The organism is Streptomyces sp. NPDC048338, from assembly GCF_043201055.1.
In the GTDB taxonomy this organism is placed as follows: Bacteria; Actinomycetota; Actinomycetes; order Streptomycetales; family Streptomycetaceae; genus Streptomyces.
Genome location: NZ_JBICYQ010000009.1, coordinates 104,821 through 129,931, shown reverse-complemented (window position 1 = coordinate 129,931; position 25,111 = coordinate 104,821). Strand labels below are relative to the sequence as shown.

Here is a 25,111-nt window from a genome sequence, read left to right as displayed (position 1 = left end):
GGAGCGCCTGCGGAGGACCTACTCCGCCGACTCGTCCGGAATCTCGTCCGACGGGTCGTCCGTCTTCGCGATCGCCGCGTTGTCCGCCTCCAGCAGACGCACCAGCTGGCGGCCGATGATCCTCTTGAACTTGCGCTGCTGCGGACGCGTGCGGTCCAGCACGGCCACCTCCAGGCGCTCGGCGGGGATCTCCCGCTCGCTGCCGTTGGTGTCGCGCGAGAGCGCCTGGACGGCGAGCTTCAGCGCCTCCGCCAGGGACATCCCGTCGCGGTGCCGCTGGTCCAGGAAGCTGCCGATCTGCTCGGCGTTGCCGCCGACCGCGACCGAGCCGTGCTCGTCCACGATCGACCCGTCGTGCGGCAGCCGGTAGATCTGGTCGCCCTCGGGCTCGGCGCCCACCTCGGCGACGACCAGCTCCACCTCGTAGGGCTTCTCGCCGGCGCTGGAGAAGATCGTGCCGAGCGTCTGGGCGTAGACGTTGGCCAGGCCGCGCGCGGTCACGTCGTCGCGGTCGTAGGTGTAGCCCCGCAGGTCGGCGTAGCGGACGCCGCCGATGCGGAGGTTCTCGTACTCGTTGTACTTGCCGGCCGCGGCGAAGCCGATCCGGTCGTAGATCTCACTGAACTTGTGCAGTGCACGGGACGGGTTCTCGCCCACGAAGACGATGCCGTCGGTGTACTGGAGGACGACGAGACTGCGGCCCCGGGCGATGCCCTTGCGGGCGTACTCGGCCCGGTCGGCCATGGCCTGCTGGGGTGAGACGTAGAACGGAGTCGACACCGGTGGTCCGTCCCTTTCTTCTGGGCGCTGGGGATGCCCCGGACGCGGTCCGGGAGAGGGCGACGGTGGGTCAGAGCAGGGCGGCGCGCGGGCCGTCGGGCTGCTCCAGTCGCCGATCGGTGACCGAGCGGGCGAGCGCCGAGGACTCCGCCTCGGTGAGCCTGCGGAAGCCCTCGTCGGTGATGACGGTGACGATCGGGTAGATATGCCGGTAGAGGTCCGGTCCACCGGTCGCCGAGTCGTCGTCGGCCGCGTCGTACAGCGCCTGCACGACCAGCGTGGTGGCCTGCTCCTCCGTCAGGTCGGGGCGGAACAGCTTCTTCATCGAGCCGCGGGCGAAGATCGAACCGGAGCCCGTGGCGGCGAAGCCGTGCTCCTCGGAGCGGCCACCGGTCACGTCGTAGGAGAAGATCCGGCCCTTCTCCTTGCCCTCGTCCCAGCCGGCGAAGAGCGGGACCACCGCGAGGCCCTGCATGGCCATGCCGAGGTTGCCGCGGATCATGGTGGAGAGCCGGTTCGCCTTGCCCTCCAGGGAGAGGGTCGCCCCCTCCACCTTCTCGAAGTGCTCCAGCTCCAGCTGGAACAGCTTCACCATCTCCACGGCGAGGCCGGCGGTGCCGGCGATGCCCACGGCCGAGTACTCGTCGGCCGGGAAGACCTTCTCGATGTCGCGCTGGGCGATCATGTTGCCCATGGTCGCCCGGCGGTCACCGGCGAGGACGACTCCGCCGGGGAACGTCACGGCCACGATCGTGGTGCCGTGCGGCGCCTCGACGATCCCCTCGGGAAGCTTCCGGTTGCCGGGAAGCATCTCCGGCGAGTGGTCGGAGAGGAAGTCCAGGAACGAGGACGACCCCGGCGTCAGGAAGGCAGCTGGTAGACGCCCGGTGCTACGAGTGTTGGCTTCCACGCGTGTCCCTCCAGGTATGAGTCGGCCCGACGCGTCGTGTCGGGATCCTCTCCCAACGAGCCGGTGCCCGTATTGCAGTTGCTGCACGGTATGCCACGGACCCTACCCGTCTCGTGGCGGTGATCCACATGGACTGCGCAGGCAGTACGGCGGATCGTCGTGGATGCCTCTCGGGTCCGCCCGGCGACGGCCGGGCGGGTGCTGCGGACGCGCGGCGGAGCATGGCGCGAGTGCGCCCGGCGCCTGCCGGCGCCGTGACGGGGAGGGACGCGCGCGGCCGGGTCACGACCCACCGCGCGCGCCGCTCCTCAGTCCTGCCTCGGGGCGCGCATCCCGCCTCCGGCCTTCGAAGCGAAGGCAGCGGCGGCTACTGGCCACCCTTCTGCACGAACGATCGCACGAAGTCCTCGGCGTTCTCCTCCAGGACGTCGTCGATCTCGTCCAGGACGGAGTCGACGTCGTCGCTCAGCTTCTCCTGGCGTTCCTGAAGGTCGGAGCTCGCCTCCGCGGTCGTCTCCTCGACCTCTTCCGTGGAACGCGTCGCCTTCTGCTGTCCGCCGCCGGTGTCCTTGGTCGCCATATCCCTCACCCCGCTCGAATCGGCCCGCTCGGTTGGGTCTCTCAAGATCAGACCCTACAAGCCAGGTCTGACATCGGCCCCGCAAATCGGTACAACGCCCGGGCACTAGTCCCATGATTCCCAATGCCCGGGTATTTCAGGCGTCAGGCGCCCGACAGGACGCGGACCAGTTCCTCGGCCGTCCGGCACCGGTCCAGCAGTTCCTTGACGTGGTTCCTGGTGCCCCGCAGGGGCTCCAGGGTCGGCACCCGCTGGAGCGAGTCCCGCCCGGGCAGGTCGAAGATGACCGAGTCCCAGGAGGCCGCGGCGACGTCGTCCGCGTACTGCTCCAGGCAGCGGCCCCGGAAATAGGCCCTGGTGTCCTCCGGAGGCTTCGTCTCGGCCCGTACGACCTCGGTCTCGTCCAGGAGCCGCTTGATGCGCCCACGGGCCACCAGGCGGTTGTACAGGCCCTTCTCGGGGCGCACGTCGGCGTACTGGAGGTCCACCAGGTGCAGCCGGGCCGCGTCCCAGTCCAGGCCGTCCCGGCGCCGGTAGCCCTCCATCAGCTCGCGCTTGGCGATCCAGTCCAGCTCGCCCGCCAGGCTCATCGGATCGTTCTCGAGCCGGTTGAGCGTGTCCTCCCAGCGGCTCAGGACGTCCTTGGTCTGCTCGTCCGCGTCGACGCCGTAGCGCTCGTCCACGTACTTCCTGGCCAGCTCGAAGTACTCCATCTGGAGCTGCACGGCGGTGAGTGTCCGGCCGCTGCGGAGCGTGACCAGGTGCTGGAGGCTCGGGTCGTGGGACACCTGGTGCAGGGTGCGCACCGGCTGGTCCACGGCCAGGTCCACGTTGACGAAGGAGTCCTCGATCATCGACAGGACCAGGGCGGTGGTGCCGAGCTTGAGGTAGGTCGAGATCTCGGAGAGGTTGGCGTCACCGATGATCACGTGGAGCCGGCGGTACTTCTCGGCGTCGGCGTGCGGCTCGTCCCGGGTGTTGATGATCGGCCGCTTCAGCGTGGTCTCCAGGCCCACCTCGACCTCGAAGTAGTCGGCGCGCTGGCTGATCTGGAACCCGTGGTCGCGGCCGTCCTGGCCGATGCCGACCCGGCCGGCGCCGGTGACGACCTGCCGGGAGACGAAGAACGGGGTCAGGTGGCGCACGATGTCCGAGAAGGGGGTCTCCCGCTTCATCAGGTAGTTCTCGTGCGTGCCGTAGGAGGCGCCCTTGTTGTCGGTGTTGTTCTTGTAGAGGTGGATCGGCTGGGCACCGGGCAGCTGGGCGGCGCGCTCGGCGGCCTCGGCCATGATCCGCTCGCCGGCCTTGTCCCAGAGCACGGCGTCGCGGGGGTTGGTGACCTCGGGGGCGCTGTACTCGGGGTGGGCGTGGTCGACGTAGAGGCGGGCACCGTTGGTGAGGATCACGTTGGCCAGGCCGATGTCCTCGTCGGTGAGCTGGCTGGAGTCGGCGGCCTCGCGGGCGAGGTCGAAGCCGCGGGCGTCCCGCAGCGGATTCTCCTCCTCGAAGTCCCAGCGGGCGCGGCGCGCCCGGTGCATCGCCGCCGCGTAGGCGTTGACGATCTGGGACGAGGTGAGCATGGCATTGGCGTTCGGGTGCCCCGGGACGGAGATCCCGTACTCCGTCTCGATGCCCATTACTCGCCGTACGGTCATGCGGCCCTCCTTGCCCGGCGGCGCTCCCCTTCGGGTGCGGCGCTCAAGTACCGCTCTCTGCCGATGCGTGTGCGGTGCCCGTCCCCGCACTGCGCGCCTCGGCGGTACCGAAGAGCCTAGAGCGACTCCGCGCCGGTGGGGAGATCGATTACGTCTTTGCTGCGGGGGAAAAGCGGCCGGCTGCGGATGCCCGTGGTCCGGACATCCGCAGCCGGTGTGCGATCTACAGGTACTGACCGGTGTTCGCCACCGTGTCGATGGAGCGTCCCGTGTCCGCGCCCTGCTTTCCGGTGACGAGGGTGCGGATGAAGACGATCCGCTCGCCCTTCTTTCCGGAGATCCGGGCCCAGTCGTCGGGGTTGGTGGTGTTGGGCAGGTCCTCGTTCTCCTTGAACTCGTCCACGCATGCCTGGAGGAGATGGGAGACGCGGATGCCCTTCTGGTCGTGGTCGAGGAAAGCCTTGATGGCCATCTTCTTCGCCCGGTCGACGATGTTCTGGATCATCGCTCCGGAGTTGAAGTCCTTGAAATACAGGACTTCCTTGTCGCCGTTGGCGTACGTGACCTCCAGGAAGCGGTTCTCCTCGGATTCCGCGTACATCTGCTCCACGACGGACTGGATCATTCCGTGCGCGGCGGCCTCCTTCGAGCCCTGGTGCTCGGACAGGTCGTCCGAGTGCAGGGGCAGGGTCGGAGTGAGGTACTTCGCGAAGATGTCCTTCGCGGCCTCCGCGTCCGGGCGCTCGATCTTGATCTTGACGTCGAGCCGGCCGGGCCGCAGGATCGCGGGGTCGATCATGTCCTCGCGGTTGGAGGCGCCGATGACGATGACGTTCTCCAGCCCCTCCACGCCGTCGATCTCGGCGAGCAGCTGCGGGACGATGGTGTTCTCGACGTCCGAGCTGACACCGGATCCGCGGGTGCGGAAGAGGGATTCCATCTCGTCGAAGAAGACGATGACGGGGGTACCCTCGCTCGCCTTCTCCCGGGCACGCTGGAAGACGAGGCGGATGTGCCGCTCGGTCTCGCCGACGTACTTGTTGAGGAGCTCGGGGCCCTTGATGTTCAGGAAGTACGACTTCCCGGCGGGCTGACCGGTCACCTCGGCGACCTTCTTGGCAAGGGAGTTGGCCACCGCCTTGGCGATGAGCGTCTTGCCGCATCCGGGCGGTCCGTAGAGCAGGATGCCCTTCGGCGGACGCAGTTCGTGCTCCTTGAAGAGATCCGGGTGGAGGTACGGGAGCTCGACCGCGTCGCGGATCATCTCGATCTGGCCGCCCAGACCGCCGATCTTGTCGTAGTCGACGTCCGGGACCTCTTCGAGGACGAGCTCTTCGACCTCGCTCTTGGGGATCACTTCGTAGACGTAGCCGGACCTGGGTTCGAGCAGCAGGGCGTCGCCGGGTCGGATGGTGGTGTCCAGCAGCGTCTCAGCGAGCCTCACCACCCGCTCCTCGTCGGTGTGCCCGACCACCAGGGCACGCTCGCCGTCCTCAAGGACCTCCTTGAGGGTGACGATGTCCCCGGCCCGCTCGAACGCCATGGCCTCGACCACGTTGAGCGCTTCGTTGAGCATGACCTCCTGGCCGCGCCGGAGCTCGTCGAGCTCGACGCTGGGGCTGACATTCACCCGGAGCTTGCGGCCCCCGGTGAAGATGTCGCAGGTGCCGTCCTCGTTGGTCTGCAGGAAGACACCGAAGCCGGCCGGCGGCTGTGCGAGCCGGTCGACCTCCTCCTTGAGGGCCACGATCTGGTCGCGGGCCTCACGGAGGGTATTGGCGAGCCGCTCGTTCTGCGCGGACACGCCGGCCAGGTTTGTCTGCAGCTCGACGATCCGCTCTTCGAGAATCCTCGTATGGCGCGGAGAGTCGGCGAGCTTGCGGCGCAGGACGGCGATTTCCTGCTCGAGATAGGCAACCTGGCCGGCGGGGTCTTCAGACCCCCGCCCCGGCCGGATGCCGCGGTTGATGTCGTCGTCGTGGGCTGCCACGGTCCTCACCTCCTCCAAGGGGAGCTGGACGCTTCCTGACCCTACCTGCGTGGGTGGTGATTGAAACCCCTAGATCACAAAGACTGTCGGGGTGTGTCCGATCTTCACCCTTGCGCTTCCCCTCACGCCAGGTGAATACCCACCCATCAACATCGGAAAGCCGGCGGTTGTATCGTCGTCAGTGGTCAACACCCGTCAGGCTTGACCGGACTTACGAACCAGACGCAGAAACGGCAGGAATCATGACCGTGCAGCACGAGGCCCCGACGACGGGCGCCGGCGAGGCGCTGGAGGTCTGGATCGACCAGGACCTCTGCACCGGGGACGGGATCTGCGTGCAGTACGCGCCCGAGGTCTTCGAGCTCGACATCGACGGTCTGGCGTACGTGAAGAGCGCCGACGACGAGCTGCTGCAGGACGCGGGCGCCACCACGCCGGTGCCGCTGCCGCTGCTCCAGGACGTGGTGGACTCCGCGAAGGAGTGCCCCGGCGACTGCATCCACGTACGCCGGGTCGCGGACCGGGTCGAGGTCTACGGTCCTGACGCGGAGTGACGATTCCGGGGCGTGACGCTCACGCTCCGTCGCCGACGGCCGTGCTCTCGGCGGGATCCGTGGAGACGGTGGAATCCTTCAGAGGGCGCGGGCGTCGTCCTGGCCGCCGCGGACGAACGCGCCGCTCCGCCAGCGCCACTTGACCTTCTCCTGCTCGTCGGGGCAGCAGCTGGGCACGTCCGGGGACGAGTAGCCGAGCAGGGTGGCGGTGACCGCCCCGTCGCGCACGGCCAGGTCCGCGACGCTCTTCTGCTGCGTCGGCTCCACGAGGGTGGCGACCACGCGCGCGGCGCCCTTCTCCCCCCGGGTGAGGACGTACATCCCGCTGGGCGGGGTGCCGGATCCGGCTTCGCAGTGCACGACTGCGACGGTCTCGGGGTTGCCGTCCCCGTCGAGATCCCCCTGCGCCTGCCGCACGACCCTGCTCGGCCCTCCCCCGCACTGCAACGGGTAGTCGGCGCCGGCCGCGTCCGGGGCGGGCGCGGCCGCGGGAGCGGCGGCGGGGGCGGTCTTCGGTCCGGCCTCGGTGGTGGCGGTGGCCGCACCGGGCTGCAGCAGGCCGGCCGCGGCGACGACGGCGGCCATCGCGGTCGCGGTGGCCAGCCAGTGCACCGGCCGGGCGTGGGTGTGCGCGAGGTCCGGGACGGCGGAGGGCTGCACGCGAGACGTCTCCTGTGAGGGTGGTGCGGAAGGAGTTCCGGGCATCGTGCCACACGTCACAGGCGGGCGGAACAGCCGGGGTACGGGGATCCCGGCGGGCCGGGCGGGGAAATGCCGGAAGCACACGCGAACGTGCCCGAACGTGAAGGTGCCGCCGCCGAGTTCCCCGCGGCGGGGCGGGAACTCGACGGCGGCGCGCTGTGGTTGTCGGGACGTCAGGACCGGGGGACGTCAGCCCTTGTTGGGGCCTTCGTAGTCCTCGCCGTAGGCGCCCTTGGCGGGCCGGCGGCGGCGCATCGGAGGCTCGACGCCGTCGGCGAGACGGCGGGCGGTGACGAGGAAGCCGGTGTGGCCGATCATCCGGTGGTCCGGACGGACGGCCAGGCCCTCGACGTGCCAGTTGCGGATCATGGACTCCCACGGCTGCGGCTCGGCGTAGCAGCCGAACTCGCGGATGGACTCCACGGTGCGCGCGAGCTGGGTGGTGGTCGCCACGTAGCAGCAGAGGATGCCGCCGGGGACGAGCGCCTTGGAGACGGCCTCCAGGCACTCCCAGGGAGCGAGCATGTCCAGGATGACGCGGTCGACGTCCGTGTCGGACAGGTTGTCCTGGAGGTCGCCGACGGTCAGCTGCCAGGCCGGGTGCGGGCCGCCGAAGTAGCGCTCGACGTTGCCCTTGGCGATCTCGGCGAAGTCCTCACGGCGCTCGTACGAGTGCAGCATGCCGCTGTCGCCGATGGCGCGGAGCAGGAAGCTGCTGAGCGAGCCCGAGCCGACCCCGGCCTCCACGACGCGTGCGCCGGGGAAGATGTCGGCGAAGGCCAGGATCTGCCCCGCGTCCTTGGGGTAGACCACGGCGGCGCCGCGGGGCATGGACAGGACGTAGTCGGGGAGCAGGGGGCGCAGCGCAAGGTAGGCGACGTTTCCCGTGGTACGGACAACACTGCCCTCGGGAGCACCGATCAGCTCGTCGTGGGGGAAAGAACCCTTGTGGGTGTGGAAGTTCTTTCCGGCCTCGAGCGTGAACGTGTAGTGGCGTCCCTTGGGGTCGGTGAGCTGGACCTGGTCCCCGACCTTGAAGGGCCCGCGACGGCGGGCGGCACCGGTCGGTTCGGACATGTGACCAGAGTACCGGGGTTACGAGGAGGGTCTTGCCATGGCCCGGACGAAGGCGCGTTCCACGTCGGCCGCGGACAGGACGCCGTAGATCTCGCCGCTGTCCTCGACGACGAGGTACTCGGAGGCGGGGCTGGCCCGCAGGTGGTCGAGGAGCGGCTGGCCCGTGAGTTCGGCCGGGACCCGCATGCCGTCGGTGAGGTCCTGGGAGAGGCCGCTGACGGCGACCCAGGGGCGGCGGTGCTGCGGGACACCGGCGATGGCGGTCTCGCGGACCAGGCCGGTGGGGGCGCCCTGGCCGTCGACGACGACGAGGGCGCGGGCTCCGGCCTCGTTGGCGCGGCGCAGCGCCTCGGAGAGCGGGGTGGCGGGTTCGACCGGGATGGCGCGCCGGGTGAGGCTGCGGGCGCGCAGGTCCGGGAGGTGTTCGCGCAGCCGGGCCATGCGCAGGCTGTTGCCGGCGCCGGTCCAGATGATGGCGGCGAGGATCGCGGCGAGCAGGGCGTCGGTGACGGTGTCCATGCCGCTGATGTCGTCGGTCTCGTTGCCGAGGAGGCCGGTGCGGGTGAGCAGCGGCAGGCCGATGAGGACGGCGACGGCCAGCGCGCGGCCGACCCACGCGGCGGCGACGGTGCCGCTCATGGGCTTGCCGGTGATCTTCCAGACGACGGCGCGCAGCATCCGGCCGCCGTCGAGCGGGAGCCCGGGCAGCAGGTTGAAGACCGCGACGATCAGGTTGGAGATCATCAGCCCGCCGAGCAGGACACCGGGGACGGTGCCGGGCTCGACGGCGTACAGGGTGAGGTAGAAGAGGCCGGCGAGGACGAGGGAGAGGAGCGGGCCGACGAAGGCGAGGACGAACTCGCGGCCCGGGGTCTCGGTCTCCTTCTCGATCTCGGAGACGCCGCCGAAGAACTGGAGCTGGATGCGGCGCACCGGGAGCTTGAAGCGGAGGGCGGCGATCGTGTGGGCCAGTTCGTGGACCAGTACGGAGGCGTAGAAGGCGACGGCGAAGAAGAGCGAGACGAGGTAGCGGGCCGCGCCGAGGTCGGGCAGCACGCGCTGGATCTGGTCGCCGAAGACCCAGGTGATGAGGGCGGCGACGAGGAACCAGCTGGGCGCCACGTAGACGGGCACGCCGAAGGGGCGGCCCATGAGGATGCCGCCGCCGGGATCCTCGGACCGTCGCGGTTTGCCTCCACCGCCGTCGCCGGCGGGGCCTCCGGTCGGCTGCGGCGTCGCGGGCCCGGGTTCCGATGCGCCGGATCGCGGCCGGTGGTCCTCGCCGCGCTCGTCGTCCTGGTTCACGGGATCCTTTCGTGGCCGAGCTGCGTGATCCGCTTCGTCGCGGCACTGCGTCACGTTTCGATCATGCAGTGTGAGGGGGTCTGCCGTCGATGGTATTCCGCTCGCTGTCGGTGGCGGGTCGTAGGGTCTTGGTCATGAGTACGAGCGAGCAGCCGCCGGCGGGGCCCCGCGCCCCCGTGTCGCTGTCGCCCTCGCGGGCGAGCGACTTCATGCAGTGTCCCCTGCTGTACCGGTTCCGGGTGATCGACAGGCTGCCGGAGAAGCCGAGCGAGGCCGCGACCCGGGGCACGCTGGTGCACGCGGTCCTGGAGCGGCTCTTCGACGCCCCGGCGGTGGAGCGGACGGCTCCGCGCGCGAAGTCGCTGATCCCGGGGCAGTGGGACCGGCTGCTCGAGTCGAAGCCGGAGCTGGCCGGGCTGTTCGCCGAGGACGCGGAGGGCGAGCGGCTGGCGCAGTGGCTGGGCGAGGCGGAGCGGCTGGTCGAGCGGTGGTTCACGCTGGAGGACCCGACGCGGCTGGAGCCGGCGGAGCGGGAGCTGTTCGTCGAGACGGAGCTGGACTCGGGCCTGCGGCTGCGGGGCGTGATCGACCGGATCGACGTGGCGCCGACGGGCGAGGTGCGGATCGTCGACTACAAGACGGGCAAGGCGCCGCGGCCTGAGTACAGCGAGGGCGCGCTGTTCCAGATGAAGTTCTACGCGCTGGTGATCTGGCGTCTGAAGCGGGTGGTGCCCCGGCGGCTCCAGCTGGTCTACCTGGGCAGCGGGGACGTGCTGACCTACGACCCGGTGGAGGCGGACCTGCTCCGCGTGGAGCGCAAGCTGCTGGCGCTGTGGGAGGCGATCCGGCTGGCGACCGAGACGGGCGAGTGGCGGCCCCGTCCGACGAAGCTGTGCGGCTGGTGCGACCACCAGGAGGTGTGCCCGGAGTTCGGCGGTACGCCCCCGGTGTACCCGCTGGAGATCGTTTCCGCGCGCCCGCCGGAGTCGGGCGAATCGGGTCAGGGCAGAATGGGGCCGGTCCCGCCCGCCCCGTAGAGGAGTTCCCGTGGCTATCCGCGTCCTGCTGGTCGACGACCAGCCGCTGCTGCGCACCGGTTTCCGGATGATTCTGGAGGCGGAGCAGGACCTCGCGGTCGTCGGCGAGGCCGGGGACGGCCTCCAGGCCCTGGAGCAGGTGCGGGCGCTGCAGCCCGACGTGGTGCTGATGGACATCCGGATGCCGCGGATGGACGGGGTCGAGGCCACGCGCCAGATCACCGGTCCCGGCCGGGACGGTCCGGCGAAGGTGCTGGTGCTGACCACCTTCGATCTGGACGAGTACGTGGTGGAGGCGCTGCGCGCGGGGGCGAGCGGCTTCCTGCTGAAGGACGCGCCGGCCAACGAGCTGGTGCAGGCGATCCGGGTGGTCGCGGCCGGCGAGGCGATGCTGGCCCCGTCGATCACGCGGCGGCTGCTCGACAAGTACTCGGCGCACCTGCCGTCGGGCGAGGAGCAGATGCCGGACACGCTGAACACGCTGACCGAGCGTGAGGTCGAGGTGCTGAAGCTGGTGGCGCGCGGCCTGTCGAACGCGGAGATCGCGGCGGACCTCTTCGTCAGCGAGACGACGGTGAAGACGCACGTGGGGCACGTGCTGACGAAGCTGGGGCTGCGCGACCGGGTGCAGGCGGCGGTGTACGCCTACGAGAGCGGACTGGTGCGGCCGGGCGCGCAGTAGCGCTCCGGGGACGGACGGGAGGGGCCCGGAGCGCTGGTCGCGCTCCGGGCCCCTCGTCGTGTCGCCTTCGTGCCGCCCGGGAGGGGCGGCGTCCGGCGGGTCAGTTCTTCTTGAGCTCCCAGAAGCGGAAGACCGTGGAGGCGTCCAGGGTCCACTCCAGGCCCGTGACGTTGTCGCGGGCGACCGCGTACTGCTTGCCCTGCCACAGCGGGAGGATCGGCAGCTCGTCGGCGACCAGGTCCTGGAGCTTCCCGTAGTCCGCGTCGGTGGCGCCGCGGTCGGCGGCGGCCGAGGTCCTCGGGAGGAGGGTGCCGGTGATCGTGTCGTTCTCGTAGTTGTTGCCGAGGACGTTGCCCTCGCCGAAGAACGGGGCCGTGAAGTTGTCGGCGTCGGGGTAGTCGGGCACCCAGCCCTTGACGTAGACGCCGTACTTGCCGGCCGCGATGTCCTTCTCGTACTGCTCGAAGGCGACGGACTGGACGTCGGCGTCGAACAGGCCGCTGGCGTTGAGCTGCTCGGCTATCGCCTTGAGCTGCTGGTCGGTGGAGGGACCGTAGCGGCTGGGCGTGGACCAGAGCGTGAGCTTCACCTTGTCGGTGATGCCGGCCTTGCGGAGCGCCTTCTTGGCCTTGGCCGCGTCGGGGCTGCCGTAGGTGTCGTAGAAGGCGGTGTTGTGTCCGGCGACACCGGCCGGGACGATCGAGTACAGCGGGGTGGCCGTGGACTTGAGGATGTCCTGGACGAGGGCCTCGCGGTCCACGAGGTGGGCGATCGCCCGGCGGACGCCGAGCTTGCCGACGACCGGGTCCTTGACGTTGAACACCAGGTGCTGGACCTCGGCGCTCGTGCCCTGGACGACCTCGATGCCCCGGTCGTCGGTCGTCTCGGAGTTCTCCAGGGCGGCGATGTCGTCGGCGGCGAGGCCACGGTAGGCGACGTCGATGTCCTGGTCGGCGACGGCCTTCGAGAGGGCCTCGCGGTCTCCGTCGTACAGCTTGAGGGTGACGCCGCCGTTCTTCGGCTGGGCGCTGCCCCGGTAGGAGGAGTTGACGGAGAAGACGGCCTCGGTGTCGCTGATGGACTCCAGCTTGTACGGACCGGAGCCGACCGCCTTGCCGTCGGTGCGCAGCGCGTCGGCGGCGTACTCGCGGTGGTCGACGATCGAGCCGGCGCCCGAGGCGATCTTGCTCGGGAAGGTGGCGTCCGGGACCTTGAGCCGGAACACGACGGTCCGGTCGTCCGGGGTCTCGATGGTGTCGATCGAGGACAGCAGCGGGCCCGGGCCGGACGGGTCGTTGATCTCGAGCGCGCGCTCGAAGGAGAACTTGACGTCCTCGGCGGTCAGGGCGTTGCCGTTGGAGAACGTGAGGCCCTCGCGCAGGGTGCAGCGGTAGACCTTGCTGCCCGACTCGAAGCCGCACTTCTCGGCGGCCTCCGGCTCGGGCGTGGAGGTGCCCTTGGGGAAGCTCAGCAGGGACTGGAAGACGTTGTTGAACAGCAGCCAGGAGCCGGGGTCGTAACCGGCGGCGGGATCGGTCGCCAGGACCTCGTCCGACATCCCGACCCGGATGTTGCCCCCCGAGCCGGCGGAACCCCCGCCCTGCTCCGCGCCGCAGCCGCTGAGCAGGGCGGCGGACAGACCCGCGGCGAGCGGGGCCGTCAGCCACTTGTTGTGCTTCACAGAACTTGCCTCTTGATCTCTTGCCAGGCCGGCCGCGCCCCGTGCGCGGCCGGTGTCACCGAGCTGGTGGAGCGGTCAGGCGCTGCCCCGGCCGAACTCCCACAGGAGCAGGTCCGAGGACGTGTTCAGAGCCCATTCGACGCCGGTCACGTCGTCGCGGGCGGCGACGTACTGCTTGCCCTGCCAGAGCGGCAGCAGCGGCACGTCCTTGGCCACGGTCTCCTGGATCTCTCCGAAGACCGGGCTGACTGCGGTGCGGTCGGCCGAGCGGCGCGACTGCGGGATGAGCTGCTCGCGGACGGCCTTGTTCACGTAGGGCGTGTTGAGGAAGTTGTCCGCGTCGAGGAACGGTGCGACGTAGTTGTCCGGGTCCGGGAAGTCGGGGAACCAGCCGAGGCCGTAGACCTCGTAGTCGCCGCGCTTCTGCGCCGGGCGGAACTTGGCCCACTCGGTGCCCTCGACGGTGGCCTGGAAGAGTCCCGTGGAGTTCAGCTGCCGCTGCAGCGTCTCGAACTCCTTCTTCGTGCCGGAGCCGTAGTGGTCGGTGGTGTAGTGGAGCGTGAGCTTCACCGGGGTCTTGACGCCGGCGTCGCGCAGGATGCCGCGGGCCTTGGTGGCGCTGGGCTCTCCGTAGATGTCGAAGAAGTCGGTGGAGTGCCCGGTGATGCTGGAGGGGATCAGCGAGTAGAGCGGCTGGGCGGTCTCGCCGTAGACCGAGCTGACGAGCGCGCCGCGGTCGACCACGGAGGCCATGGCCTGCCGGACGGCCTTGTCCTTGACGGCGGGGGCCTCGGTGTTGAAGGCGAGGTAGCGGATCTCCAGGCCGGGGACCTCGGTGAGCTCGATGCCCGCCTGCGGGGTCTCCGTGAACTTCTTGATCTGGTCGAGCGACATCGAGCGGGTCATGATGTCGATCTGGCGGTCCTCGAGGGCCTTGCCCATGGTGTCCGCGTCGGCGAAGGAGCGCAGTTCGACCTTGTCGTTGCGCAGGGTGATGTCGCCCTTGTAGTTGGGGTTCTTGGTGAAGACGGCCTTGGCGATGCGGTCGCCGTCGCGCTCGACCTTCATCGTGTACGGGCCGGAGCCGTCGACCTCGAAGCCCTCGCGGAGCTCCTTGGCGCTGTACTTGTCCTTGCTCAGGATGCCGGCGACCGGGGTGGACAGCTTGTACGGGAAGGTCGCGTCGGGCGTCTTGAGGTGGAAGACGATCTCGCGGTCGCCCTTGGTCTCGATGGCGTCGATGTTCGCGAGGAGCGCCGCGGTGCCGTTGTCGGACTTGATGTTCAGCACGCGCTCGACGGAGAACTTGACGTCCTCGGCGGTGACGGGCGAGCCGTCGGAGAAGGTGAGGCCCTCCCGCAGCTTGCAGCGGTAGCTCTCGCTGGCCTTGTCGCTGAACGCGCAGCTCTCGGCGGCCTCGGGCACGGGCTCGCCGCCGCCGCGGGGCGCGTGCATCAGCGTCTGCACGGTCTGGCGCAGGATGTTCCAGGCGCCGGTGTCGTACGCGAAGGCGGGGTCGAGGGGCGCCGGGGCCTCGCTGGTGGCGAGGAACTGGTCCGTGGTGCCGACGACGATGGCTCTGCTCTCGTCCGAGCCGCCGCAGGCGACGAGCAGCGGGGCGAGCAGGCCGGCCACGGCCGGCAGCACCAAGGTCTTGCGGTTCATCCTGGACAGTCTCCTCATCCGGCACTGTTTCAGCGGGGGTACGAACACTCCGCCACTGCCGCCCGGTCAGGGCGGGCGATCGGGCCGGGATGGTGTGCGATCGGTCCTGTGTTCGCGGCGACTGGGGTATGCGCCGGGTGCACGCGGATATGCGGCGAAGTACTCGCGAAAGATTAGTGGGCGACGCCGGTATTACCGGCCTCCGATCACCTCACCGGGTAATCGCATAGTGATCATGAATGCGAGAAGCCCGATAGTCATGCGGAGGCATGTTTCGTGCATCACTTGATGAATCAGGACACATGGGAGGGGTCGAACCGGGTTGAACCGGACACCGGACGCACGAAGGCCACCCGCCGGTCCGCACGCTGCGTGACCAAGGTCACGCCGGTGCCCTTTCGGCGGGCGGCCGGGGAATTCCGCGCGGTCTCCCGTGGGCCCTCGCGGCGCGGTCACGGAAAATGCACGATCAAGTGCTGAGCGTTCCCTTCCGCGTCTGCGGAGAATTGAAGCTCAGGGAAAGCTCAAATGATCAGACCCCACTGATCAAGGTGCGGAGAAACGGTACGTCGACCTCTTCCAGGGAGCGGACGACGACCCGGCCCTCCGACGCCGGGATGGGCGCCACCGAGGGCACCGCGACCACCCGGCAGCCGGCCGCCTCGGCGGACGCCACGCCCGTCGCCGTGTCCTCGATGACCGCGCAGAGCCCGGGCTCGGCGCCCACGCCGCTGGCGGCCGTCAGATAGGGCTCCGGGTGCGGCTTGGTGCGGATCACCTCGTCACCGGCCACGGTGAGGGTGAAGCGGTCCCGCCCCAGCGAGGCGAGGATCCGGTCGATGATCCGCCGGTGCGAGGCGGAGACCAGGGCCGTCGGGATGTTGTGCAGCGCCAGTTCGGCCAGCAGCCGCTCGGCACCCGGCATGAGCGGCACGCCACGGTCGATGCGCTGCTCGAACTTGTCGTTGAGCAGGACCGTCAGCTCGGCCAACGTGATGTCGGCGCCGGTGGCGTCGATGAGGTAGCCCGCACTGCGGGTCATGGGGCCGCCGACGACGATGTCGCGCCAGGACTCGTCCAGCCGGTGCCCGAGGTCCTGGAAGACCTCGACCTCCGCGTCCCACCAGAAGCCCTCGGTGTCGACGAGGGTGCCGTCCATGTCGAGGAAGACCGCCTGCAGGGCGGAGCTCTCGTTGGTACGGAACAAGGACGCGGGGACCGTACTGGTCATCCGGCACACCTCCATGGAGGGACGAGAAGGCCGGTCCCCCTCCCGGTACGGGGAGGGGGACCGGCCTGCACTGGACCGACCAGTGTACGTCTCGATCACCGGGAACGCAGATATTTACGCCCTGACGTGCGCCGTCGTGTCGCCGGGCGCGCGCGAGGGCGTGCCCGGCGGTCGCTGCCGGGCTCCGCGGAGCCGGGCGGGCGGGACCGGTCGGCCCCGCCCTGCGGGCTCAGCGGGCGTTGAAGTACTTCGCCTCGGGGTGGTGGATGACGATCGCGTCCGTGGACTGCTCCGGGTGCAGCTGGAACTCCTCGGACAGCTGCACGCCGATGCGCTCGGGCTGCAGCAGCTCGGCGATCTTCGCCCGGTCCTCCAGGTCGGGGCAGGCCCCGTAACCCAGCGAGAAGCGGGCGCCGCGGTACTTCAGCGCGAACATGTCCTCCACGTCCGCCGGGTCCTCGCCCGCGAAGCCGAGCTCCGCGCGCACCCGGGCGTGCCAGTACTCGGCGAGCGCCTCGGCCAGCTGCACGGAGAGGCCGTGCAGCTCCAGGTAGTCGCGGTAGGAGTCGGACTCGAAGAGCTTGGCGGTGGCCTCGCCGATCCTGGAGCCGACGGTGACGACCTGCAGGCCCACCACGTCGGTCTCGCCGGACTCCTCCGGGCGGAAGAAGTCGGCCAGGCACAGCCGGCGGCCGCGGCGCTGGCGCGGGAAGGTGAAGCGGGTCCGCTCGTTGCCCTGCTCGTCCAGGATGATCAGGTCGTCGCCCTTGGAGACACAGGGGAAGTAGCCGTGGACGACGGCCGCCTCCAGCAGGTTCTCCGTGTGCAGGCGCTCCAGCCAGCCGCGCAGCCGCGGCCGGCCCTCGCTCTCGACGAGCTCCTCGTAGCTCGGGCCGTCGCCGGCCCGGTTCTGCTTGAGACCCCACTGGCCCTTGAAGAGGGCGCCCTCGTCGAGCCAGCTCGCGTACTCCTTGAGCTGGATGCCCTTGACCACCCGGGTGCCCCAGAACGGCGGGGCCGGGACCGGGTTGTCGACGGCGACGTCCGAACGGCCGCCCGCCTCCGGCTCGTCGACCTGGAGCGCGGTGGCACGCTGGGCGACCCGGCGCTGCTTGAGCTCCGGCAGGGCGGCACCCGGCACGCCGCGCTTGACGGCGATCAGGGCGTCCATCAGGCGCAGGCCCTCGAAGGCGTCGCGGGCGTAGCGGACCTCGCCCTCGTAGATCTCGTGGAGGTCCTGCTCGACGTACGCGCGGGTCAGCGCGGCGCCGCCCAGGATGACCGGGAAGTCGGCCGCGAGGCCGCGCTGGTTCAGCTCCTCCAGGTTCTCCTTCATGATCACCGTGGACTTGACCAGCAGACCGGACATGCCGATGACGTCGGCCTTGTGCTCCTCGGCGGCCTCCAGGATGGCGGCGACGGGCTGCTTGATGCCCAGGTTCACCACGTTGTAGCCGTTGTTGGAGAGGATGATGTCGACGAGGTTCTTGCCGATGTCGTGGACGTCGCCGCGGACGGTGGCGAGCACGATGGTGCCCTTGCCCTCGGCGTCCGACTTCTCCATGTGCGGCTCCAGGTAGGCCACCGCGTTCTTCATGACCTCGGCGGACTGGAGCACGAACGGCAGCTGCATCTGGCCGGAGCCGAAGAGCTCGCCGACGACCTTCATGCCGTCGAGCAGGGTCTCGTTGACGATCTCCAGGGCGGGCCGGGTCTGCAGCGCCTCGTCGAGGTCGGGCTCCAGGCCGTTCTTCTCGCCGTCGATGATGCGGCGCTTGAGGCGCTCCTCCAGCGGCAGGGCGAGGAGCTCCTCGGTCTTGCCGGCCTTCATCGACTTGGTGTTGACGCCCTCGAAGAGCGCCATCAGCTTCTGCAGCGGGTCGTAGCCCTCGGCCCGCCGGTCGTAGATCAGGTCGAGGGCGGTGTTCACCTGCTCGTCGTCGAAGCGGGCGATCGGGAGGATCTTGGAGGCGTGCACGATCGCCGAGTCGAGGCCCGCCTTGACGCACTCGTCGAGGAAGACGGAGTTGAGCAGGATGCGGGCGGCCGGGTTGAGGCCGAAGGAGATGTTCGACAGGCCGAGCGTGGTCTGCACGTCCGGGTGCAGGCGCTTGAGCTCGCGGATCGCCTCGATGGTGGCGATGCCGTCCTTGCGGGACTCCTCCTGACCGGTACAGATGGTGAAGGTCAGGGTGTCGATGAGGATGTCCGACTCGTGGATGCCCCAGTTGCCGGTCAGGTCGTCGATGAGGCGTTCGGCGATGGCGACCTTGGTCTCGACGGTGCGGGCCTGGCCCTCCTCGTCGATGGTCAGCGCGATGAGAGCGGCGCCGTGCTCCTGGGCCAGCCGGGTGACCTTGGCGAAGCGGGACTCGGGACCGTCGCCGTCCTCGTAGTTGACGGAGTTGATGACGGCCCGGCCGCCGAGCTTCTCCAGGCCCGCCTGCAGGACGTCGACCTCGGTGGAGTCCAGGACGATCGGCAGCGTGGAGGCGGTGGCGAAGCGGCCGGCCAGCTCGGCCATGTCGGCGACACCGTCGCGGCCGACGTAGTCGACGCAGAGGTCGAGCATGTGCGCGCCCTCGCGGATCTGGTCGCGCGCCATCTCGACGCAGTCGTCCCAGCGGGCTTCCAGCATGGCCTCGCGGAACTTCTTGGAGCCGTTGGCGTTGGTCCGCTCGCCGATCGCCATGTAGGAGGTGTCCTGGCGGAAGGAGACCGTCTGGTAGAGCGAGGCGGCGCCCGGCTCGGGGCGCGGCTCGCGGGTGCCCGGGGTGAGGTCGCGGACGCGCTCGACGACCTGGCGCAGGTGCTCCGGGGTCGTACCGCAGCAGCCGCCGATCAGGGAGAGTCCGTACTCGCGGACGAAGTTCTCCTGGGCGTCGGCGAGCTCGGCCGGGGACAGCGGGTAGTGCGCGCCGTTCTTGCCGAGGACGGGCAGGCCCGCGTTCGGCATGCAGGACAGCGGGATGCGGGAGTGGCGCGCCAGGTAGCGGAGGTGCTCGCTCATCTCGGCCGGGCCGGTGGCGCAGTTCAGGCCGATCATGTCGATGCCGAGCGGCTCCAGGGCCGTGAGCGCGGCGCCGATCTCGGAGCCCAGCAGCATGGTGCCGGTGGTCTCGACGGTCACGGAGCAGATCAGCGGGACGTCGGCGCCGAGCGCGTCGAGGGCGCGGCGGGCGCCGATGACGGACGCCTTGGTCTGCAGGAGGTCCTGGGTCGTCTCCACCAGCAGCGCGTCGGCGCCACCCGCGAGCAGGCCCTCGGCGTTCTGCTGGTAGGCGTCGCGCAGGGCGGTGTACGGGGCGTGGCCGAGGGTCGGCAGCTTGGTGCCCGGACCCATGGAGCCCAGCACCCAGCGCTGCTGTCCGGTGGAGGCGGTGAACTCGTCGGCCACCTCGCGGGCGATCCGGGCTCCCGCCTCGGAGAGCTCGTGGACGCGCTCGGGGATGTCGTACTCGCCCAGCGCGGCGAGGTTGGCGCCGAAGGTGTTGGTCTCGACGCAGTCGACGCCCGCGGAGAAGTACTCCTGGTGCACCGAGCGGACGATGTCCGGGCGGGTGACGTTGAGGATCTCGTTGCAGCCTTCGAGGTCCTGGAAGTCCTCCATCGAGGGGTCCTGCGCCTGGAGCATGGTGCCCATCGCTCCGTCCGCCACGACGACCCGGGTCGCGAGTGCCTCGCGAAGGGCTGCGGCGCGGTCGGTGCTGCCAGCGGACGGGGTCGGCGACGAGGCCATGGATGAGCTCCCTGGGATGCGACGGCTGTCGGCTTCACACCCTCGGTGGAGGGTGTACGGGGCCAGAGTAACCGTGCGGATGCCGGGGTGGGCAGGGTGTTCCACGGGGCGGACGGCATCCTGTGTCGGGGGACTCCCGGTCGGACCCGTTCGTGAACGACACTGTCAGGGTAACGACCGGTCGGCATCGACCGATAGTGTTCAGCATTGCCGAACAGCATGATCCACGGGATCCTGCTCCGTAAGATCCACGAAACTCCGCGATCAGGAGACAGGGAGAAGGGCCGGGCGATGGCGAAGAACATCCAGTCGCTTGAACGGGCGGCGGCGATGCTGCGACTGCTCGCGGGCGGCGAGCGCCGGCTCGGCCTGTCCGACATCGCCTCGTCCCTGGGCCTGGCGAAGGGCACGGCGCACGGCATCCTGCGCACGCTGCAGGCCGAGGGCTTCGTCGAGCAGGACGCGGCGTCGCGCTACCAGCTGGGCGCGGAGCTGCTGCGGCTGGGCAACAGCTATCTGGACGTGCACGAGCTGCGGGCGCGGGCCCTGGTGTGGACGGACGACCTGGCGCGGTCCAGCGGCGAGAGCGTCCATCTGGGCGTACTGCACCAGCAGGGCGTGCTGATCGTGCACCACGTCTTCCGGCCGGACGACAGCCGGCAGGTCCTGGAGGTGGGGGCCATGCAGCCGCTGCACTCCACGGCGCTGGGCAAGGTGCTCTCGGCCTACGACCCGGTGGCGCACAGCGAGGTCCTGGAGCTGGTGCGGGAGCCGTTCACGCCCCGCACGATCACCGAGACCGCGGCCTTCGAGACGCTGCTCGACACCACCCGCGCGCGGGGCTGGGCGGCGGACGTGGAGGAGACCTGGGACGGCGTGGCCGCGGTGGCCGCGCCGATCCACGACCGCCGGCGGATGCCGGTCGGCGCGGTGGCCATCACGGGCGCCGTGGAGCGGGTCTGCGACGGCGGCGAGCTGCGCTCGGAGCTGATCGCCGCGGTACGCGACTGCGCCCGCGCCGTCTCCCGCGACCTGGGAGCCGGACGCTTCTAGATCCCGTCCGGCCACGACCCGGGCATCTCCCGGGCGGCCCGCACACCCGTCCGCCGCCCGACTCCGCCCCTCCGGCCCGGCCGTCCTCCGACGGCCGGGCCTCGGCGTTTCCCGGGAGCGGCCGCCGCGCTCGGGGTGCCCTCGCGGAACCGGTCGGTAACGATCGCGTTATGCGCACGGTTCCCGGGCAAGAACCCTTGACGCGCTGTTAACCCTGGGGCAAAACTTCCGTTCACCGGTCGACATTGTCGAACGCCTAACGGCAATACGCGCTAAGGTGTGACAGTGCCAAGGGCCGGCCAACGCCCTCACACGAGGGCGCGGACCACCGGCGGGACCCGTGGTTCGCCTTCCCCTGGACGAAGGACAAAGGAGTCGCGGGTGTCCAGCTCCGACATCTTCATCGGCGAGACCATCGGTACCGCCGTGCTCATCCTGCTCGGCGGTGGCGTCGTCGCCGCCGTCGTGCTCAAGCGCTCGAAGGCGCAGAACGCCGGCTGGCTGGCCATCACCTTCGGGTGGGGCTTCGCGGTCATGACCGCCGTCTACATGACGGCCTCGCTGTCCGGCGCCCACCTCAACCCGGCCGTCACGGTCGGCATCGCGATCAAGGACGGGGACTGGAGCAACGTCCCGGTCTACTTCGCCGGGCAGATGCTCGGCGCCATGATCGGTGCCGCGCTGGTCTGGATCGCCTACTACGGACAGTTCCAGGCCCACCTCACGGACCCGGAGATCGTCGCCGCGCCGCCGCACGAGGAGGGCATGGTCGACCAGAAGGCCTCCCCCACGGCCGGCCCGGTGCTCGGCGTCTTCTCCACCGGCCCCGAGGTCCGCAACGTCTGGCAGAACCTCGCCACCGAGATCATCGGCACGGTCGTGCTCGTCCTCGCGGTGCTGACGCAGGGTCTCAACGACAGCGGCAAGGGCCTGGGCGTCATAGGCGCCCTCATCACCGCCTTCGTGGTCGTCTCCATCGGCCTCTCGCTCGGTGGCCCGACCGGCTACGCCATCAACCCGGCCCGTGACCTCGGTCCGCGCATCGTGCACGCCCTGCTTCCGCTGCCGAACAAGGGCGGCTCCGACTGGAGCTACGCCTGGATCCCGATCGCCGGTCCCCTGATCGGCGGCGCCCTCGCGGCGGGTATCTACAACATCGCGTTCGCCTGAGCCGTACAGCAGTAGTCGAAGCCGACCCCTGAGACCTCCTGGGAGCACCCCGTGACCGACGCACACACCAGCGGCCCCTTCATCGCCGCCATCGACCAGGGCACGACCTCGTCCCGCTGCATCGTCTTCGACAAGGACGGCCGGATCGTCTCGGTCGACCAGAAGGAGCACGAGCAGATCTTCCCCAAGCCCGGCTGGGTGGAGCACGACGCCGCCGAGATCTGGACCAACGTCCGGGAAGTGGTCGCCGGCGCGATCGAGAAGGGCGGCATCTCCGCCGCCGACGTCAAGGCCATCGGCATCACCAACCAGCGCGAGACCACGCTGCTGTGGGACAAGAACACCGGTGAGCCGGTCCACAACGCGCTGGTCTGGCAGGACACCCGCACCGACGGGCTCTGCAAGGAGCTCGGCCGCAACGTCGGCCAGGACCGCTTCCGCCGCGAGACCGGCCTGCCGCTGGCGAGCTACTTCTCCGGCCCGAAGGTCCGCTGGCTGCTCGACAACGTCGAGGGTCTGCGCGAGCGCGCCGAGCGCGGCGACATCCTCTTCGGCACCATGGACTCCTGGGTCATCTGGAACCTGACCGGCGGCGTCGACGGCGGCCACCACGTCACCGACGTGACCAACGCGTCGCGCACCATGCTGATGAACCTGCACACCATGGAGTGGGACGACAAGATCCTCCAGTCCATGGACATCCCGGCCGCCCTGCTGCCGGAGATCCGCTCCTCCGCCGAGGTCTACGGCCACGTCAAGGGCGGCGTCCTGGACGGCATCCCGGTCGCCTCCGCGCTCGGCGACCAGCAGGCCGCCCTGTTCGGCCAGACCTGTTTCGCCGAGGGCGAGGCCAAGTCCACCTACGGCACCGGCACCTTCATGCTGATGAACACCGGTGACAAGATCATCAACTCCTACAGCGGGCTGCTGACCACGGTCGGCTACCAGATCGGCGAGGAGAAGCCGGTCTACGCCCTGGAGGGCTCGATCGCCGTCACCGGTTCGCTGGTGCAGTGGATGCGCGACCAGATGGGCCTGATCAAGTCCGCGGCCGAGATCGAGACCCTCGCCTCCTCGGTCGAGGACAACGGCGGCGCCTACTTCGTACCGGCCTTCTCCGGCCTGTTCGCCCCGTACTGGCGCTCCGACGCCCGCGGTGTGATCGCCGGCCTCACCCGGTACGTCACCAAGGCGCACATCGCCCGCGCCGTGCTGGAGGCCACCGCCTGGCAGACCCGCGAGATCACCGACGCCATGACGAAGGACTCCGGCGTCGAGCTGACCGCGCTCAAGGTCGACGGCGGCATGACCTCCAACAACCTGCTGATGCAGACCCTCTCGGACTTCCTCGACGCGCCGGTCGTGCGCCCGATGGTCGCCGAGACCACCTGCCTCGGTGCCGCCTACGCCGCCGGCCTGGCCGTCGGCTTCTGGCCGGACACCGACGCCCTGCGCGCCAACTGGCGCCGCGCGGCGGAATGGACCCCTCGCATGGACGCCGACAAGCGTGACGGCGAGTACAAGAACTGGCTCAAGGCCGTGGAGCGCTCCATGGGCTGGCTCGACGAGGAAAACTGACGAGGAGTAGATCGACATGACCACCCTGCAGAGCGTCCCCTCCCTCGGGACGCGACCGGCCGCCGGTTCCCACCCGAGCCGCGCCGAGACTCGGGAGCAGCTTTCCAAGGCGACGTACGACCTCCTGGTGATCGGCGGCGGCATCCTGGGCATCTCCACCGCCTGGCACGCCGCGCAGTCGGGCCTGCGGGTGGCCCTGGTGGACGCCGGCGACTTCGCCGGCGCCACCTCCTCCGCCTCCTCCAAGCTCCTCCACGGCGGCCTGCGCTACCTGCAGACCGGCGCCGTGAAGCTGGTCGCGGAGAACCACTTCGAGCGACGTGCGGTGTCCCGCCAGGTGGCACCGCACCTCGCCAACCCCCTCACCTTCTACCTGCCCGTCTACAAGGGCGGCCCGCACGGCGCCGCCAAGCTCGGCGCCGGTGTCTTCGCCTACTCCGCCCTCTCGGCGTTCGGTGACGGCGTCGGGCACCTGCTCTCCCCCGCCAAGGCCGCGCAGGACGTGCCGGAGCTGCGCACCGACAACCTCAAGGCCGTGGCCGTGTACGGCGACGACCAGATGAACGACGCCCGGATGGCGCTGATGACGGTCCGCGCCGCGGTCGCCGCCGGGGCCACCGTCCTCAACCACGCCGAGGTCACCGGGCTTCGCTTCACCCGGGGCCGGGTCACCGGCGCCGAGCTGCGGGACCGCACCAGCGGCGACGAGTTCGGCGTCTCCGCCCGGCTCGTGCTCAACGCGACCGGACCGTGGGTCGACCACCTGCGCCGGATGGAGGACCCCAACGCGGCCCCGTCCATCCGCCTGTCCAAGGGCGCGCACCTGGTCCTCAAGCGCACCTCGCCGTGGAAGGCCGCGCTGGCCACGCCGATCGACAAGTACCGCATCACCTTCGCCCTCCCCTGGGAGGACATGCTGCTGCTCGGCACCACCGACGAGGAGTACGAGGGCGACCCCGGCCAGGTCGAGGTCACCGAGAAGGACACCGCCCAGATCCTGGACGAGGCCGCCTTCTCCATCCGTGACCAGCAGTTGTCGCGCGACCTGATCACCTACGCCTTCGCCGGTCTGCGGGTGCTGCCGGGCGGGCCGGGCGACACCTCCAAGGCCAAGCGCGAGACCGTCGTCACCGAAGGCCGCGGCGGCATGCTGTCGGTGGCCGGCGGCAAGTGGACGACCTTCCGTCACATCGGCCGTACGGTGATGAAGAAGCTGGAGGCCCTGCCCGGCCACCCCCTGGGCGAGGACTACGAGCCGGTCTCCACGCTGCCGAAGCGGCTGCCCCTGCCCGGCATAGCCAACCCCAACGCGGTGGCCCACCGGCTGCTCGTGGACGGCCCGGCCCCCGGTCCGCGCATGGCCGCCGACACGGCCAAGCACCTGGCCACGCACTACGGTTCGCTCTCCTTCGACATCGCCCGGATGGCGAACGAGAACCCGGAGCTGGCGGAGCGCATCCACCCGGACGCCCCGGAGATCTGGGCGCAGGTCGCCTACGCCCGCGACCACGAGTGGGCCGAGACGGCGGACGACGTGCTGCGCCGCCGCACCACGCTGACGATCCGAGGTCTGGCCACGGACGAGATCCGCGGCAAGGTCGACGACCTGCTCGGCAAGAAGGCCTGACACCGGCCCGGTTCGCCGGGAGCCCGGCGCGATCGGCAAGACACGTCTCGGGGGCGGTCCGTTCACGGACCGCCCCCGAGACGTGTCCCGAGCCG

The 25,111-nt window shown here is 70.0% G+C and carries 19 protein-coding genes and 1 pseudogene; 7 read left to right on the top strand and 13 right to left on the bottom strand.

What is annotated here, in order from left to right; translation table 11 throughout:
- Positions 1-18 precede the first annotated feature (18 nt).
- From prcA to arc, 6 genes and pseudogenes are all read right to left on the bottom strand, one after another.
- Positions 19-780 (bottom strand): proteasome subunit alpha, encoded by a 762-nt coding sequence (gene prcA, locus ACGFZF_RS21670; RefSeq protein ID WP_393556394.1) that lies wholly within the window; start codon positions 778-780, stop codon positions 19-21.
- 70 nt (positions 781-850) lie between these two features.
- On the bottom strand, positions 851-1,690 hold the full coding sequence (prcB, locus tag ACGFZF_RS21665) for a proteasome subunit beta (protein ID WP_393556392.1): 840 nt from the start codon (positions 1,688-1,690) through the stop codon (positions 851-853).
- Positions 1,642-1,833 (bottom strand): annotated as a pseudogene (locus tag ACGFZF_RS21660) (endonuclease domain-containing protein); the annotation flags it as partial. The gene prcB and the pseudogene ACGFZF_RS21660, both read right to left, overlap by 49 nt.
- A gap of 224 nt (positions 1,834-2,057) precedes the next feature.
- The gene (locus ACGFZF_RS21655; protein ID WP_187282613.1) at positions 2,058-2,270 is read right to left on the bottom strand and encodes a ubiquitin-like protein Pup; all 213 of its coding nucleotides are present in this window, start codon (positions 2,268-2,270) and stop codon (positions 2,058-2,060) included.
- 143 nt (positions 2,271-2,413) lie between these two features.
- Positions 2,414-3,925 carry a depupylase/deamidase Dop gene (gene dop, locus ACGFZF_RS21650; RefSeq protein WP_393556389.1) on the bottom strand — a complete coding sequence of 504 codons (1,512 nt, stop codon included), beginning with the start codon at positions 3,923-3,925 and terminating at the stop codon, positions 2,414-2,416.
- A gap of 223 nt (positions 3,926-4,148) precedes the next feature.
- Positions 4,149-5,915 (bottom strand): proteasome ATPase, encoded by a 1,767-nt coding sequence (gene arc, locus ACGFZF_RS21645; RefSeq protein ID WP_356601026.1) that lies wholly within the window; start codon positions 5,913-5,915, stop codon positions 4,149-4,151.
- A 242-nt stretch (positions 5,916-6,157) separates the two neighbouring features.
- On the opposite strand from arc, the gene ACGFZF_RS21640 reads away from it, so the two are divergent.
- Positions 6,158-6,469, top strand: coding sequence for a ferredoxin (locus tag ACGFZF_RS21640; RefSeq protein ID WP_147977223.1), 312 nt, complete (start codon positions 6,158-6,160; stop codon positions 6,467-6,469).
- Positions 6,470-6,547: 78 nt separating this feature from the next.
- Here ACGFZF_RS21640 and ACGFZF_RS21635 read toward each other — a convergent pair whose 3' ends face one another.
- From ACGFZF_RS21635 to ACGFZF_RS21625, 3 genes are all read right to left on the bottom strand, one after another.
- Complete coding sequence (locus ACGFZF_RS21635) at positions 6,548-7,129, bottom strand: hypothetical protein (RefSeq protein ID WP_393556387.1); 582 nt, start codon at positions 7,127-7,129, stop codon at positions 6,548-6,550.
- 231 nt (positions 7,130-7,360) lie between these two features.
- On the bottom strand, positions 7,361-8,248 hold the full coding sequence (locus tag ACGFZF_RS21630) for a tRNA (adenine-N1)-methyltransferase (RefSeq protein WP_019884997.1): 888 nt from the start codon (positions 8,246-8,248) through the stop codon (positions 7,361-7,363).
- Between the two features lie 18 nt (positions 8,249-8,266).
- The gene (locus ACGFZF_RS21625) at positions 8,267-9,553 is read right to left on the bottom strand and encodes a site-2 protease family protein (protein WP_356601029.1); all 1,287 of its coding nucleotides are present in this window, start codon (positions 9,551-9,553) and stop codon (positions 8,267-8,269) included.
- 134 nt (positions 9,554-9,687) lie between these two features.
- Here ACGFZF_RS21625 and ACGFZF_RS21620 point away from each other — a divergent pair, with 134 nt between their 5' ends.
- Together ACGFZF_RS21620 and ACGFZF_RS21615 are read left to right on the top strand one after the other, a co-directional pair.
- Entirely contained in the window at positions 9,688-10,590 is a 903-nt protein-coding gene (locus ACGFZF_RS21620) for a RecB family exonuclease (protein WP_261992065.1), read from the top strand.
- 10 nt (positions 10,591-10,600) lie between these two features.
- A complete protein-coding gene (locus ACGFZF_RS21615) occupies positions 10,601-11,272 on the top strand; it encodes a response regulator (protein WP_393556383.1) in 672 nt (223 codons plus the stop codon).
- A gap of 100 nt (positions 11,273-11,372) precedes the next feature.
- Here the strand turns inward: ACGFZF_RS21615 and ACGFZF_RS21610 are convergent, their stop codons facing one another.
- The 4 genes from ACGFZF_RS21610 to metH all read right to left on the bottom strand — a co-directional run bounded on the left by ACGFZF_RS21610 (position 11,373) and on the right by metH (position 19,588).
- Positions 11,373-12,953 carry an ABC transporter substrate-binding protein gene (locus ACGFZF_RS21610; protein ID WP_393556381.1) on the bottom strand — a complete coding sequence of 527 codons (1,581 nt, stop codon included), beginning with the start codon at positions 12,951-12,953 and terminating at the stop codon, positions 11,373-11,375.
- A gap of 75 nt (positions 12,954-13,028) precedes the next feature.
- The gene (locus ACGFZF_RS21605; RefSeq protein ID WP_393556379.1) at positions 13,029-14,618 is read right to left on the bottom strand and encodes an ABC transporter substrate-binding protein; all 1,590 of its coding nucleotides are present in this window, start codon (positions 14,616-14,618) and stop codon (positions 13,029-13,031) included.
- A 532-nt stretch (positions 14,619-15,150) separates the two neighbouring features.
- Positions 15,151-15,849, bottom strand: coding sequence for an HAD family hydrolase (locus tag ACGFZF_RS21600; protein WP_393556377.1), 699 nt, complete (start codon positions 15,847-15,849; stop codon positions 15,151-15,153).
- Positions 15,850-16,078: 229 nt separating this feature from the next.
- Positions 16,079-19,588, bottom strand: a complete 3,510-nt coding sequence (gene metH / locus ACGFZF_RS21595) for a methionine synthase (protein WP_393556375.1) — start codon at positions 19,586-19,588, stop codon at positions 16,079-16,081.
- A gap of 291 nt (positions 19,589-19,879) precedes the next feature.
- Here metH and ACGFZF_RS21590 point away from each other — a divergent pair, with 291 nt between their 5' ends.
- The 4 genes from ACGFZF_RS21590 (at position 19,880) to ACGFZF_RS21575 (ending at position 25,016) form a co-directional block, all read left to right on the top strand.
- Positions 19,880-20,641, top strand: coding sequence for an IclR family transcriptional regulator (locus ACGFZF_RS21590; RefSeq protein ID WP_393556373.1), 762 nt, complete (start codon positions 19,880-19,882; stop codon positions 20,639-20,641).
- Positions 20,642-21,022: 381 nt separating this feature from the next.
- A complete protein-coding gene (locus ACGFZF_RS21585) occupies positions 21,023-21,811 on the top strand; it encodes an MIP/aquaporin family protein (protein ID WP_356601035.1) in 789 nt (262 codons plus the stop codon).
- A 51-nt stretch (positions 21,812-21,862) separates the two neighbouring features.
- Positions 21,863-23,389, top strand: a complete 1,527-nt coding sequence (glpK, locus tag ACGFZF_RS21580; protein ID WP_147977234.1) for a glycerol kinase GlpK — start codon at positions 21,863-21,865, stop codon at positions 23,387-23,389.
- A gap of 16 nt (positions 23,390-23,405) precedes the next feature.
- Entirely contained in the window at positions 23,406-25,016 is a 1,611-nt protein-coding gene (locus ACGFZF_RS21575) for a glycerol-3-phosphate dehydrogenase/oxidase (RefSeq protein WP_356601037.1), read from the top strand.
- The last annotated feature ends 95 nt before the right edge of the window (positions 25,017-25,111 follow it).

What these genes read in the sequence shown, in the direction of transcription:
- ACGFZF_RS21655 (WP_187282613.1), bottom strand. Translation starts at nt 2,270, where the DNA reads ATGGCGACCAAGGACACCGGCGGCGGACAGCAGAAGGCGACGCGTTCC.
- dop (WP_393556389.1), bottom strand. Translation starts at nt 3,925, where the DNA reads ATGACCGTACGGCGAGTAATGGGCATCGAGACGGAGTACGGGATCTCC.
- ACGFZF_RS21640 (WP_147977223.1), top strand. Translation starts at nt 6,158, where the DNA reads ATGACCGTGCAGCACGAGGCCCCGACGACGGGCGCCGGCGAGGCGCTG.
- ACGFZF_RS21630 (WP_019884997.1), bottom strand. Translation starts at nt 8,248, where the DNA reads ATGTCCGAACCGACCGGTGCCGCCCGCCGTCGCGGGCCCTTCAAGGTC.
- ACGFZF_RS21620 (WP_261992065.1), top strand. Translation starts at nt 9,688, where the DNA reads ATGAGTACGAGCGAGCAGCCGCCGGCGGGGCCCCGCGCCCCCGTGTCG.
- ACGFZF_RS21605 (WP_393556379.1), bottom strand. Translation starts at nt 14,618, where the DNA reads ATGAACCGCAAGACCTTGGTGCTGCCGGCCGTGGCCGGCCTGCTCGCC.
- ACGFZF_RS21600 (WP_393556377.1), bottom strand. Translation starts at nt 15,849, where the DNA reads ATGACCAGTACGGTCCCCGCGTCCTTGTTCCGTACCAACGAGAGCTCC.
- metH (WP_393556375.1), bottom strand. Translation starts at nt 19,588, where the DNA reads ATGGCCTCGTCGCCGACCCCGTCCGCTGGCAGCACCGACCGCGCCGCA.
- ACGFZF_RS21590 (WP_393556373.1), top strand. Translation starts at nt 19,880, where the DNA reads ATGGCGAAGAACATCCAGTCGCTTGAACGGGCGGCGGCGATGCTGCGA.
- ACGFZF_RS21575 (WP_356601037.1), top strand. Translation starts at nt 23,406, where the DNA reads ATGACCACCCTGCAGAGCGTCCCCTCCCTCGGGACGCGACCGGCCGCC.